Consider the following 13,179-nt stretch of genomic DNA (forward strand, 5'->3'; position numbering starts at 1 on the left):
AGAGAGACAAAATAGAATGAAACAGACGATTAAATTGTCTTTAGTTGCTGCGTCAATTTTAGCATTGACTGCATGTAATCAAAAGGCTGAAGAGAAGCCGGTAGAAGTGAAGCTTGAAACAGAACTACAACAACAAGCTTATGGTATTGGCGCTTCAGTAGGTAATTTCTTACAAAAAGATTTAGCGGATAAAAAAGGCTTTGGTGTCGAACTTGATCAAGCGTTATTAATGCGTGGCTTCCAAGATGCGTTAGCGGGTGAAGCGAAACTTGACGAAGAAAAAATTCGTGAAGTATTAACTGCACTTGATACATCAGTACGTGAGTTGCAAGCTGAAAAAACAAAAGCTGATGCTGAAAAGAACAAAGCCGAAGGTGAAAAATTCTTAGCTGACAACGCGCAAAAAGAAGGTGTTACGGTTACTGAATCTGGCCTACAGTATGAAGTGCTAAGTACTGCCGACGGTAAAAAACCATTAGTTACTGATGTGGTTAAAGTGCATTACAAAGGTACTTTGATTGATGGCACTGAGTTTGATAGCTCTTATTCTCGTAACGAGCCTACTACGTTCCCATTGAACCGTGTTATCTCTGGTTGGACTGAAGGTTTACAGTTAATGCCAGTAGGGTCTAAATTCAAGTTCACTATTCCTTCAAACTTAGGCTATGGTGAACGTGACCTTGGTAAGATCCCTGCTAATTCAACGTTGATTTTTGAAGTAGAATTACTTGAAATTCAAGATGAAAAAGCAGAAGCGGCTGCAGAATAATTGCCAAGCAATGATTCATAATAAAAAAGGGCCATCAGGCCCTTTTTTATTAGATGTATTTCAACATCCCGCAATGTAGAACGAGTTAACGACTATAGTTTGCATAAAGGTTGTCAATCAACTCATCTTCGAGCTCAAAACGCAGCTCTAAAGTTTCACCTAACTGAGATAAGTCATTATCAAACTCAACCAGAGCACTGTCTTGATTGGCCTCTGCGTACTTGTCATTAAAATCTAAAGCAATGTCAGTCGTTGAGGCAATTTTAGGATATAAGGCTTGGGCAAGCTGCGCGCTTTGAGGGCCTTTTTCTTTGCAGGCTTCAACAATGTTGTCATAAATTTCAAAATGGCCAGCAGATAGATAGTCCATTAATATTTGGCAAAATGATTGGATCTGCATCTGATCTGGCAGTGCTTGCTCATTCTTTTCATAAGGTGAAAAGCCAGCAATTTTACAATATAGCAATAACAGTTCCTGACGTTCAGCCAACCATGCATCAATAACACTATGGCTACCTCCCCACTTTTGTTGGGCTTGTTCTAATCTAGAAAGCATAGTGGACTCCTTTAGCGGGTTGTTTTCCTCTATGAAAATGAAATCTGCCTCAAAGGTCAACCTATTTTTCTTTTATTTATTAATTAATAATATAAGCCTTTGTTTTATATGCTGTTGTTGTTTTGGGTAATTTAATGTTGAGAGGCAATAAAAAGTATTCAAATTAACAGTTAATATTCTAAATAGCTCATTGATAATAATTGCTATTTTTATCATAAAATTGTTTGTTGTGATTTGGGTAATTAAATCATTTAATGCTAATGTTTATATTTTGTAGCGTTTTTGTGTTTTTATGTGCGACTTTTGCTTTGGGGTTAGTTTGTTTGTGTTTTGCAGTGTTGGGGGGGGGGAATCTAGATCATATTCCGTCATTTTGATGTGGGCTTTTGATAGAGCGTTTGCTTGTATAGTGATACAATCTGCACAATTTTTAAAGCATTGGAATTGAGAGAGTCGCTATGAGCGAATTGAAAAATGATCGTTATTTACGTGCGTTGATGAAACAACCTGTTGATGTCACTCCTGTATGGATGATGCGTCAAGCAGGCCGATATTTACCAGAATATCGTGCTACTCGTGCTCAAGCAGGTGACTTTATGAGCCTGTGTAAAAATGCTGAGTTAGCGTGTGAAGTAACATTGCAACCGTTACGTCGTTATCCACTGGATGCGGCTATTTTATTCAGCGACATTTTGACGATTCCCGATGCGATGGGTTTAGGCTTATACTTTGAAACAGGCGAGGGCCCTAAATTTGAACGTCCAATCAGTTCGCTTGCTGATATTCAGAAGATCCCTAAATTAGATCCAACCGATGAGTTGGGTTACGTTATGAATGCGGTAAGTACTATTCGTCGTGAATTACAAGGTGAAGTACCTTTAATTGGTTTTTCTGGTTCACCTTGGACATTAGCAACTTATATGGTTGAAGGTGGGAGCAGCAAGACCTTTGGTAAAATCAAGAAAATGGCATTTGCTGAGCCAAAAACGCTACATTTACTGTTGGACAAGCTAGCGGACTCGGTGATTGATTATTTAAATGCCCAAGTTAAAGCTGGTGCACAATCATTGATGATATTTGACTCTTGGGGTGGCGTGTTAAGTCCACGAGATTACAAAGAGTTTTCTTTGCAATATATGCATAAAATAGTAGACGGTCTTATTCGAGAGAGTGATGGCCGTAAAGTGCCAGTAACATTATTCACTAAAAATGGTGGTCAGTGGATTGAAGCAATTGCAGCGACAGGGTGTGACGCTGTTGGGCTTGACTGGACTATTGATATTGGTGATGCAAAACGTCGTGTGGGTGATAAAGTTGCACTGCAAGGTAACATGGACCCTTCAATGTTACATGGCACGCCAGAGCGTATACGCGCAGAAGTTCAGCATATTTTAGCTGGGTTTGGTGAGGGGAATGGTCATGTTTTTAATTTAGGACATGGTATTACACCTGAAGTTGACCCTGAAAATGCAGGCGTATTTATTAATGCAGTACATGAGTTCAGTGCGCAATATCATAAGTAACGCATTGTGTTAAATTAATAAAAAACCCAAACATCAGTTTGGGTTTTTTGTAGATACCATTTTATCTATTTTTCAAAAGCACGTTTCATAAAGTTAGGAGTTGCTAAAGCGCCTTTATGAATACCGACGTTGTAATAGTCAGTATGAAATCTGGCATTGTCAGCATCTTGTTCTCTAAATCCTGAGAAAGTCTCTCCTTTTCTTGCCATGGTTGACGACCATAGACCACTCGGATAAATCGGTTGTGGGAAAGGCAATGTTTGTAAGTCGGCAAATCCAACGTCACGCATTGCATTACGCATTTCTATTAATAATGGCATATGCATGAGTGGTGACTCACTTTGCTGGATCATGATCCCACCTGTGCGCAGTGCATTGAGGCAACTGGTATAAAACGCATGGTTAAACAGGCCTTCACCTGGGCCGACAGGGTCGGTCCCATCTACAATAATGACATCAATCGAGTCAGCGGGAGCCTCGCGCATAAATTTAATGCCATCGTCAAACATCACGGTAGCGCGTGGGTCGTTATTAGACTCACATAGCTCAGGAAAGTATTTGAGAGACATGTTCGTGACAACTTCGTCGATGTCTATCTGAGTCACAGACTCAACGTCAGGGTGTTTTAATACTTCACGCAACGTGCCGCAGTCACCACCACCAATAATCACCACATTTTTTGGTGATGGGTGTGAGAATAAAGCTGGGTGACTCATCATTTCATGATAAAAGAAGTTCTCTAGGCTACTGACCATAGTACAACCATCAATTATCATTAACTTACCAAAATCAGTCGTTTCGTACATCTCGACTTTTTGAAATGGGGACTGAATTTCATCAAGCTTTTTGTTTATGCGTAATGAAAATGCACTACCGTCACGGTCACTAACTTCGGTGAACCAACGGTTAGCTTCTAAATTTGCCATCTTTATATTCACACTTACTAATTTTATATCATGTAATTTTGCCAGTGCTAATGGATTAGCTCAATCTAAATTTACGTTTATACAGGCTAATGCTATTTCAGCAGGTTTATAAAAGGTGGAGGTAAGAAGTATAACGCATTATAAGAGATAAATTGCAATTCTTAGTCTAGAAAGCAAGTGCAATTATTAACAATGTGCACTTGTTTTTAATATTGAGTTAAGTGATAAAGCTAACCTTTCTCACCAATTTGCCCGATTCTTTCAGTTCGCCTCATAGCTTCTTGGCTTTCACGTCTTAGCTCGTCTGCGAGTTCTTTCGTGATACATTTTTTGCGGCGTACATTACTGCCTGTACGAGGGCGGTTGTCACAAACAAGGTTGGTTTTCTTTGTGCTGGCGACTTTTGTCGTTGTATCAGTATCGTCAGAGGTAGAGTTACAGCCTGATAGTAGAGCAATTAGCGCTACAGCTGATAGTGATTTAATGAACATAAATATCTTCCTTATCTTAAATTTACATTTAGCTTTCACATGTATTTTTTTTATGCAGCTTTGTTAGTCTATGCCGATTAATACGTTAATGTAAATAAGTTATGGGTATTTTCAGAGTGGATAGATATGATTTACCTGCTTAAGGGACTGATATGAAATTTAGTGCTAATAATTATTTAGCGTATTAAAATATGCGTCTAGATTACGGTCATTTGAGGTTGCCATGAAGTGGGGCTTAGAAACAGCACGAGATATCTATAATATTGCGCATTGGAGCGATGGGTATTTTGATATCAATGAACAAGGTGAGTTGATCGCTTTCCCTGATGGTAAAAAAGACGCGCCGGCAATCTTATTTACTGACTTAGTCGAGCAGTTCAAAGCTCAAGGGTTAACTTTACCTGTGTTAGTGCGATTTACTGATATTCTGCAGCATCGAGTTGATACCATGACAGATGCTTTCTCACTCGCCTGTGAGCAAAAGGCATATCAAGGTGAATATACCTGTGTATATCCAATTAAAGTGAATCAACAGCGTTCAGTTGTGAGTAAGTTATTGGCACACCCGAGTGGCTTAGTTGGGCTTGAAGCGGGTTCTAAACCTGAGCTAATGGCTATTTTAGGTATCGCGACGAGTCCTATTACCATTGTATGTAATGGATACAAAGACAGCGAGTTTCTAAGGTTAGCCTGTATTGCACAGGCGATGGGTCATAAAGTCAATATCGTTGTCGAAAAGCTCTCAGAGCTGGATTCGTTAATCAAAGAAAGTGATGATTTGGGTATTGAACCGTCGATTGGCATTCGCATTCGCTTAAACTCAGTCGGCAAAGGAAAGTGGCAAAATACTGGTGGCGAAAAAGGTAAGTTCGGCTTAACGGCGGGTCAGGTTTTAGAAGCTGTTGAAACATTACAGCAGCATAAAAAATTGCATCTGATGAATTTAGTACACTTTCATATTGGATCGCAAATTGCCAATATCCGAGATATTCAACGTGCACTAATAGAGTGCGCCCGCCACTTTGCTGAATTGACACGCTTAGGTGTCCCGCTCAAGACCGTCGATGTAGGCGGCGGGCTCGGTGTTGATTATGAGGGGTCAGGTTCTCGTAGTGCTTGCTCAATGAATTATACCGTTGAGGAGTATGCTCGCAATGTTGTGAGTGCATTTGCAGATGTTTGTGAACAACATGGCTTGACACACCCTGCGATTATTACTGAATCGGGCCGTGCATTAACAGCGCACCATGCGGTGTTAGTGACAGATGTTATTGATATTGAACAAGCGCCCAAACAAACATGTGGTACTGCGCCAAGCAAAACAGACCATGTTATTTTACATCAGTTATGGCAAGTATTGCATGGTATTACACCGCGTTTAGCGCTTGAGGCCTATCATGATGCCATGCATTTATTCAGTGAGGCTCATGGGCAGTATGTGCATGGGCTAGTGAGTATGACGCAATGGGCACAAATTGAGTTGATGTACTTTACGATTTTGCACCAAGTCCGTGAAACGTTAAACGATAATGCGCGTTCACACAGAGAAGTGTTAGATGATTTAAATGAGAAACTGGCCGATAAATTGTTTGTGAACTTTTCGTTATTTCAATCTTTACCTGATGTGTGGGGGATCCAGCAGCTATTTCCTGTGATGCCTATTGAGTCGTTAGATCAGCCGCTAACACAACGTGCCATTATCCAAGATATTACGTGTGATTCAGATGGACAAATTCGGGAATATGTTGAAGGCTCAGGTATTGAATCAAGTTTACCGATACCGCCGTACAAATTTGGTCAACAGTACCATTTAGCCATGTTTATGGTAGGCGCATACCAAGAGATTTTAGGGGATTTGCATAACCTATTTGGTGATACAGACTCGGTGCATGTCGAGGTGACGGAGCAAGGTTATACGTTAACGAATGCAATAAAAGGAGACAGTGTCGCTGATGTGCTCAAAGTGGTGCACTATGACCATGAAAAACTCTCGGAGAATTTCTCTGAGCAAGTGAGCCAATTAGATACTACTCAGCAAATAAAAGAACAATATTTGGCTGAATTAAATGCAGGACTTGCAGGGTATACTTACTTTGAGGACTGAGGTTTTTAGGTTCTGTGGTTTTTCATAATACAAAAACAAGGTATTATTCTCTGCCATGAATTAGGCGCATATGTATAGCAAGGTGTGTGCCTTTTGAATTAGGTTGTAAAGGAAACATTGAATGTCGTTGTTACGTCGCATTTTCAGTTTACTCTTGTATGTACTGAATACTCTCGTTTGGTTTATTCCCATTTTTCTCCTTGGGCTATTAAAGTTAATTCCTATTCCAGCATGGCAAAAGGCATGCAGTATAGTGGCGAAAGAGTGTGCCAGCTTATGGGTAGCAGGCAATAACTTAAATCAAAATTTAATCTCCCCGTTTAAGTTAACTGTGACAGGGCTAGAAGATGTTAAGCAAAAAGATTGGTATCTGGTGATCGCAAATCATCAAAGCTGGGTTGATATTGTAATTATGCAGCGTGTATTACATAGGAAAATCCCGTTTTTAAACTTCTTTTTGAAGAAAGAGTTATTGTATGTACCTGTATTGGGTTTGGCTTGGTGGGCATTAGATTTTCCTTTCATGACACGGACCAGTAAAAGTCAGTTGCGTAAAAAACCCAAATTGAAAGGTAAAGACATAGAAACGACACGTAAGGCCTGTGAAAAATTTAAAACCATGCCAGTGAGTATTGTAAATTTTGTTGAGGGCACCCGATTTACACCTGATAAGCACCAACGACAAAAAAGCCCGTTTGATAATTTGTTAAAGCCCAAAGCGGGTGGTATTGCTTTTGTTATGCAAGCGATGGGGGAGCAAATCAACAAAGTCGTCAACGTAACCATTCATTACCCTGAAGGGATCCCGAATTTTGTTGATTTTGTTAGTGGTAAAGTGAACCAAGTAGATGTACATATTGAGGTGATGCCAGTGAGTGAAGAACTTATTGGTGATTATAGTAATGATAATGAGTTTAGAGTGCGCTTCCAGTCAGAGCTGAACCGCTTATGGAATGACAAAGATGATCAGCTGCGAGCACTCCACAAGCAGAAATAGTGCACTGACACTATAATCAGGGTATTGGGGTTGATGTGTCAGTTGAGTTTTCAACATGGACGTGGTGAATAATACAAAGTCGTGAATAAGGAGTAAGACAATTATGGGTATCGCTCACATAACAGATTTATTAGCGCCTTGGTTTGACGGGCTACCAAAAGAGACACTGTTAAGTGCTATATCAGCGAACAGTATTGGATTTATGGCCGTTGTACTTGTGTATTTGTTCACACGTAGGTTGGTTTTTCCAACAATTCAAAATACGTTAACGAAGTTTTCCCCATCACGATTAGGCATGCTTAGTGAGCACCTTAATAAGTTGACAGGCCGGTTAGCCGCGATGCTCAGCTGCGTTGCTTTTCTTGCATTTTATCCCAGAGTGTTGGTCGCACCTGAGTGGGTCTTGATCAGCTTAAGGTCAGTGGGTCAAATCGTTCTGATTGTAGTGTCTGGCTTTGTGGTGAGCAGTTTAGTGAATTTGGCCCATGGTATTTATAGCCAGTTAAGATTTGCCAAAGATGTGCCAATACAAGGAATTGTGCAAGTTACAAAGCTCATGACTTTTATTATTTGCAGTATCTTAATTATTAGTTTGCTCCTTGATAAATCACCTACCTATATTTTGTCGGGTTTTGGTGCCATAGCGGCAGTGACCTTGTTAGTGTTTAAAGACACGATCTTAGGATTAGTTGCTTCAATACAAATTGCGGCCAATCGACTTGTTACCATTGGTGATTGGATCCAAGTTGATGCGTTTGGCGCTGATGGTGAGGTTATAGATTTAGGGCTAAATACGGTGCGAGTTCGTAATTGGGACAATACGGTTACAACGATCCCAACTTATATGCTGATCACCGATTCATTTAAGAATTGGCGAGCAATGCAAGAGTCTGCAGGAAGGCGTATTAAACGGGCCTTGTTACTTGATATGCATAGCATTATAACCTTGACTGAGATCCAAGTCGCACAATTACAAAGCACCTTCCCTGAAATTGCGAATATGGGGGAGTTACCCGAACCTTTGACCAATATAGGGTTGTATCGTCGTTACGGTGAGGCGTATTTGCGCAAGCATAAAGACATTAGTCAAGATTGCGTTTTAATGGTGAGAGAGCTCGCCCCACAACATCATGGTTTACCGATTGAGTTTTATTGTTTTAGCGTAAATAAACAGTGGGTTTTTTATGAGCATTTACAAGCCGACATAATGGATCATATGTTGGCGGTGATGTCGGAATTTGAGTTGCGCCCGTACCAAAGTGTATCGGGGCAACTGCAAATCAATACCCTACAAGATGAAGCCCAAAGCCGCAAAGGCAATGAGCATAGTCCAGATGGGCGGCTTAAATAGTTTCATGCAAGTAAAACCGATGAGTACGATGGCAATATGCCAAAGCTCTGAGACCGCAGATAACCAAATAGGTTGATAAAATGCAGCGGCAAGTAACCCAACAACTGCCGCATTGATGGCGGCCGTAATACTGGCAAATTTAGGTAAATTACTTAATGCGTACCAACTATTTTGACATGTATACATGAGTAATAACCCGGGTAGAAAGACCGCCAGCGTCGCAATAATAGCGCCTAAGATGACATTATCAGGGTGAGCAATAGCCCCTAGATAAGTGGCAATAGTAAACATAGGACCTGGCACAGCCTGTGCAGCAGCATAGGCTGTGAGAAAGTTCTCTTGAGAAACATGTTCAACACTGTTCTGCAATAGCGGTAGTACCACATGGCCCCCGCCAAATACCAATGCCCCAGCTTGATAAAATTGGGCAAAAATAGTACTGGGCAAACTCAGTAGAGATAAAGCAAACAATACGATAAATATGACCAAAGTTGGCCATTTCCATTGTGCCGTGGTATTTTTTGATGTGCTGGGTACATGTGAGAAATGATAAATAGAGCCTGCGAAAGCGGCTATTACAAGCAACCAAATCTGACTAAATATACTGGGTGAGGTCAGTATAAATAAGGTGCTTGCGAAAGTCACAACTTTCAGTGCTGTTGTTTTACAAAAGCTTTTAGCCATCGTTAAAATGGCATCAGCGACAACGACCACCGCAAATAGTTTTAAGCCATGGATCACGGCACTCAAAGTGCCTTGTAATTCGGACGCAGTCAATGCCAATACGAACATGATTAAGAATGAGGGAAACGTAAAGCCAATAAATGCCGCCATGCCGCCTAATAAACCCGCTTTTTCAACTCCAATAGCAAAGCCGACTTGGCTCGAGCCAGGCCCAGGCAGTATTTGTGACAAACTGATCATAGAACTGTATCGTTCGTTTGAAAGCCAGTTTAAATTATCAACAAAGTGCTTTTTGAAAAAGCCAAGATGTGCAGCTGGACCACCAAAACTGGTGCAACCTAACAAAAAAAACTGATAGAAAATACTCAATACCATGGGTCACCTTATGTTATGGTTAGCGCGCCAGCGTTACATATTATTATGACATTTTTGTGACTGTGCGATAAGGCACATTTTCGCGGTACAAAACAGAGGGTCATTGAATAGACAATGCTTGGGCACTACACTTAAATAAACGTAATGGGTTGCTACCAAACAGCAGAGGTAAGATGCATTTGAAATGCTCTATTGTCAGTTTATGGCTAATGGTATTGCTACTGGTAAATACCGCCTATGCTGATCATGATAAAGTATATGTGGCTATTGACCATGCACCGCCATACAGTGTTATCACTGATGAGGGGGATGTATCTGGTCTTATTATTGATATTTTAACGCAGTTGCAGCCGTATACAAAAAAAGGGTACAAAATAGAGCCTGTGCCTTGTCCTTTCTCACGCTGTATGCGTATGTTGATCCAAGGTGAAGTTGATGTTTTAGGTGGCCTTATTCGTACGCCCGAACGTGAAAGAATGATGCAGTTTGTTTCACCTCCTTACATGGCGTTGCCGTCTTCTTTCGTTTTTTATGCCAAACAAAGCAGTGACATTGAAGTTAATACGTATGCTGATCTTAAAAATAAACGCATAGCTGTGATGCGCGGGGGGGTGTATTTTACGCAATTCAACGAAGACCGCAGTTTAAATAAAGTTGCAGTTCCTTCTGAGCGCGTGGCTGTTGATTTGCTATTAAAGGGCAGGGTTGACTTAGTCATTGCTATTGAAGAGACTGCCGAAGTTGCGATGAGTGCATTAGAGCAACCAGCGTCGAAATTAAAAAAAGTCGCTTATCGTTATACGAATACTATTTATGGTCATATGGCGTTTAGTAAAGCGTTTGCCAAAAGCGCGCTTGCTATGCAGTTAAATCAAGGCATGATAGATATGGCTAAAGTTGGCGCTTTAGACAGAGTCATCGCGCCTTACCACTTGCCCAAAATTCCAAAAGCATTGTTGCCTCAATCACCTTAGTAAACCGTTATTCAGTTGGGGCTTGTATGATTTGGTTAAAACACAGTAAATAGAGTACATCGCAATCACATACATGTTCCTATTTTGATAAGAGAGTAAGTTGTTAGAAAAAGTAGGGCGAGGTGTATCGCACCTCGCGACTACGTTTATGGTCGGTAAGTGTAAGCCAAGCGCAATGCTAGCGTTTTTATTTCATCCAGAGCTGCTCCATGCATATCTTCGTTGATATCGCCATTACTGAGCAAGATGATGCCATTTTGTGTGCGAGTATCGCCGATTAAATAAGTGAGTACACCAGGGTCTGCCCCATTGTGATGAATGATGTCGCCATCTAGCTGCCAAAAGTACCCTATGTCTCGACTGCGTGTTGGGATCCCAGTTTGTGATGACAGCATTAAGTTGACCATATTGCGCGAAAAGACCTGTTTGCCATCTACTTTACCTTTATTCATTGCCGCCTTGAGAAAGTATGTCAGATCATTGGCGGTGGAGATCACTGAGCCATCGGCATAGGTAATACTTCGGTAATCAGGGTATACGGCAGGTTGCATCGTGATTGGATCTAGATAGAGACGTTTGGCAACATCTGAACTGGGTGTATCTAGGCCCCAATAGGTATTGTGCATATTTAACGGAGTGAAGACATAACGCTTTGACAGTTCGGTAAACGGGGTATCTAATTTTTTCGCGAGTGCATAAGCAGCTAAATCAGTCGCAATATTAGAGTATATGTGTACTTCACCGACAGAATAGCCGTATTGCTGGCTATAATTTTGTGGGGTATTAAAAGTTCCCTTGTCGCTTAGGTATTGACGGAAAAATTTAGGTAAATTGGCATCGACTTGTGATGGACAAAGCTCTTCTTCTGTCATCAAATTATATAAACTCACTTGGCTGTCTAGCACATAGTAAGTACAGTTAAAAATCGACGGGTTATCTATGATGCTACTGGTATGGGTAATAAGATGACGAAAAGAGATTTCGTCGGCTTGTTTATTAGGCACATACAATGGGAAGGAGAGTAACGGGGCAATTTTTTCATCTAATGAAATATGTTTTTTGTCTACAGCTTGAGCAAGAGTTGCGCCGACTAATACTTTACTCACTGAAGCCAAAAAGAAGGGGATATCTGCAGACACTGCAGTGTTACTAAGATCTTGTACCCCAAACCCAGCAGAAAATACCGTAGCGCCTTCATGTATTATGGCAGCTGATAGCCCTGGTAAGTGGTACTTAGTCATAATCTCATTCACTTGTGCTGTAAATTCATGCGGCTCAAGTGGAAGATAACTCTGCTTATCTAAGAGATTGAGTATATAATCGTAACTGGCAAAGCGGTTTGAATCCATTTCGTAGGTGTTGAATGCAGACACATTGATATGGGGTGATATGCCAACTCGCTCAAAATTCTCTCCTTGCGCATTACGAAACACCTCGTTCGATAAGCCCATCCTCCATCCGTTTGGTAACGTAAAAGAAAGGACATCTGAAAACTCGCCAGATGTTTCCTCACCAACTTGTGTTACATGAGAAAATTGGCGCATCGCCATGGTAAAAATTTCAGCTGTACTGGTTGTAATTTGGCTGGTAAGTAAATAAACCGGTTTGTTGTATGGCGCACTATGTTGCTTTATTAGTGCTCGAACGGGGATACCTAAGCCGCTCTTATTGATGGCTTGTTTGTTAAAAGCTAAAATATCTTGCGTGGCAAACCGGCCTGCAATGGCTAAGGCTAGATTGTCACTTCCCCCTGTATTAATACGAATATCTACAATTAATGCATCTGTCTCAGCAAGGTCTTGCATGATCATATCTAATTGACTTTGCAAAGTCTGCAACTGCTCGGCGTTACTAGCATCCTCCAGCGCATCAAAATCAGCCATATTATTAATTGTCAAAATGCCGATATTATCGGTAGTTTTCCCCCAAATAAACGTTTTCGTGTCTTTCGTGTCGGGTAATGCGCGCAAGCTTGCGGGTGTAATATACTTGCTGGTAATACTTTGGTGGCTGGCTATAAGGCTGCTGATCACATCTGACTCATCAAGTTCTTGACCTGTTCGCAGCGAGGCGCGAGCGAGCCCCTGAATTGCATCTAATAACGGGGACCGTTTTGCGCCTGAAAACTCAAATTGTTCTGCACTGAGAAAGACATGACCATCTTGTAAAGGTTCAACCATTGTCGACATGATAGTAAAGAGTGCCTCATCGTCCATCGCATCAGTTATTAATGGTTTAAACCGATCATACTGTGCTTGCCAGTCAACTTCTCTGAGTTCAAAAAATGCGTAATAGTCGTTAAAAGTATGCCAAAAATGATCGAACGTTTGCGTTGCTGAAACTTGGCCCGTTGTGTTTATAGGAGATTTACACGAAGTAGGCAGGGTCGAAGTTTTAGTAAATGGATTGCTACTTAACCTCAGATCTGT

At 41.0% G+C, this 13,179-nt stretch carries 11 protein-coding genes; 6 read left to right on the forward strand and 5 right to left on the reverse strand.

Translation table 11 applies throughout. From position 1 onward, the window contains the following. Positions 1-16: 16 nt before the first annotated feature. Entirely contained in the window at positions 17-769 is a 753-nt protein-coding gene (fkpA, locus tag CWC18_RS02445) for an FKBP-type peptidyl-prolyl cis-trans isomerase (RefSeq protein WP_138592292.1), read from the forward strand. A gap of 85 nt (positions 770-854) precedes the next feature. Here fkpA and rsd read toward each other — a convergent pair whose 3' ends face one another. Then, positions 855-1,325 (reverse strand): sigma D regulator, encoded by a 471-nt coding sequence (gene rsd / locus CWC18_RS02450; RefSeq protein WP_138592291.1) that lies wholly within the window; start codon positions 1,323-1,325, stop codon positions 855-857. A 458-nt stretch (positions 1,326-1,783) separates the two neighbouring features. Here rsd and hemE point away from each other — a divergent pair, with 458 nt between their 5' ends. Then, positions 1,784-2,848, forward strand: coding sequence for a uroporphyrinogen decarboxylase (gene hemE, locus CWC18_RS02455; RefSeq protein ID WP_138674630.1), 1,065 nt, complete (start codon positions 1,784-1,786; stop codon positions 2,846-2,848). A gap of 65 nt (positions 2,849-2,913) precedes the next feature. On the opposite strand, the gene speE is transcribed toward hemE, so the two are convergent. Together speE and CWC18_RS02465 are read right to left on the reverse strand one after the other, a co-directional pair. Then, entirely contained in the window at positions 2,914-3,774 is an 861-nt protein-coding gene (speE, locus tag CWC18_RS02460) for a polyamine aminopropyltransferase (protein ID WP_138592289.1), read from the reverse strand. Positions 3,775-4,004: 230 nt separating this feature from the next. Then, positions 4,005-4,265 carry a hypothetical protein gene (locus tag CWC18_RS02465; RefSeq protein ID WP_138592288.1) on the reverse strand — a complete coding sequence of 87 codons (261 nt, stop codon included), beginning with the start codon at positions 4,263-4,265 and terminating at the stop codon, positions 4,005-4,007. A 223-nt stretch (positions 4,266-4,488) separates the two neighbouring features. Here CWC18_RS02465 and speA point away from each other — a divergent pair, with 223 nt between their 5' ends. The 3 genes from speA to CWC18_RS02480 all read left to right on the forward strand — a co-directional run bounded on the left by speA (position 4,489) and on the right by CWC18_RS02480 (position 8,717). Then, complete coding sequence (gene speA, locus CWC18_RS02470; protein WP_138674631.1) at positions 4,489-6,369, forward strand: biosynthetic arginine decarboxylase; 1,881 nt, start codon at positions 4,489-4,491, stop codon at positions 6,367-6,369. Between the two features lie 121 nt (positions 6,370-6,490). After that, on the forward strand, positions 6,491-7,366 hold the full coding sequence (locus CWC18_RS02475; protein WP_138592286.1) for an acyltransferase: 876 nt from the start codon (positions 6,491-6,493) through the stop codon (positions 7,364-7,366). A 103-nt stretch (positions 7,367-7,469) separates the two neighbouring features. Continuing rightward, positions 7,470-8,717: a mechanosensitive ion channel family protein gene (locus CWC18_RS02480; protein WP_138592285.1), complete on the forward strand. Its 1,248-nt coding sequence runs from the start codon at positions 7,470-7,472 to the stop codon at positions 8,715-8,717. Here CWC18_RS02480 and chrA read toward each other — a convergent pair. Beyond that, positions 8,655-9,776 (reverse strand): chromate efflux transporter, encoded by a 1,122-nt coding sequence (gene chrA / locus CWC18_RS02485; RefSeq protein ID WP_138592284.1) that lies wholly within the window; start codon positions 9,774-9,776, stop codon positions 8,655-8,657. The genes CWC18_RS02480 and chrA overlap by 63 nt on opposite strands. Before the next feature lie 173 nt (positions 9,777-9,949). Here chrA and CWC18_RS02490 point away from each other — a divergent pair, with 173 nt between their 5' ends. Beyond that, positions 9,950-10,750, forward strand: coding sequence for a substrate-binding periplasmic protein (locus CWC18_RS02490; RefSeq protein WP_171041015.1), 801 nt, complete (start codon positions 9,950-9,952; stop codon positions 10,748-10,750). A 146-nt stretch (positions 10,751-10,896) separates the two neighbouring features. Here the strand turns inward: CWC18_RS02490 and CWC18_RS02495 are convergent. Next, positions 10,897-13,179: serine hydrolase (locus CWC18_RS02495; RefSeq protein ID WP_171041016.1), on the reverse strand; the 2,283-nt coding region annotated here is incomplete at its 5' end.

The organism is Pseudoalteromonas aurantia (assembly GCF_005886875.1).
In the GTDB taxonomy this organism is placed as follows: domain Bacteria; phylum Pseudomonadota; class Gammaproteobacteria; order Enterobacterales; family Alteromonadaceae; genus Pseudoalteromonas; species Pseudoalteromonas aurantia_A.

What these genes read in the sequence shown, in the direction of transcription:
- speA (WP_138674631.1), top strand. Translation starts at nt 4,489, where the DNA reads ATGAAGTGGGGCTTAGAAACAGCACGAGATATCTATAATATTGCGCAT.
- fkpA (WP_138592292.1), top strand. Translation starts at nt 17, where the DNA reads ATGAAACAGACGATTAAATTGTCTTTAGTTGCTGCGTCAATTTTAGCA.
- CWC18_RS02480 (WP_138592285.1), top strand. Translation starts at nt 7,470, where the DNA reads ATGGGTATCGCTCACATAACAGATTTATTAGCGCCTTGGTTTGACGGG.
- chrA (WP_138592284.1), bottom strand. Translation starts at nt 9,776, where the DNA reads ATGGTATTGAGTATTTTCTATCAGTTTTTTTTGTTAGGTTGCACCAGT.
- rsd (WP_138592291.1), bottom strand. Translation starts at nt 1,325, where the DNA reads ATGCTTTCTAGATTAGAACAAGCCCAACAAAAGTGGGGAGGTAGCCAT.
- CWC18_RS02475 (WP_138592286.1), top strand. Translation starts at nt 6,491, where the DNA reads ATGTCGTTGTTACGTCGCATTTTCAGTTTACTCTTGTATGTACTGAAT.
- hemE (WP_138674630.1), top strand. Translation starts at nt 1,784, where the DNA reads ATGAGCGAATTGAAAAATGATCGTTATTTACGTGCGTTGATGAAACAA.
- CWC18_RS02465 (WP_138592288.1), bottom strand. Translation starts at nt 4,265, where the DNA reads ATGTTCATTAAATCACTATCAGCTGTAGCGCTAATTGCTCTACTATCA.
- speE (WP_138592289.1), bottom strand. Translation starts at nt 3,774, where the DNA reads ATGGCAAATTTAGAAGCTAACCGTTGGTTCACCGAAGTTAGTGACCGT.
- CWC18_RS02490 (WP_171041015.1), top strand. Translation starts at nt 9,950, where the DNA reads ATGCATTTGAAATGCTCTATTGTCAGTTTATGGCTAATGGTATTGCTA.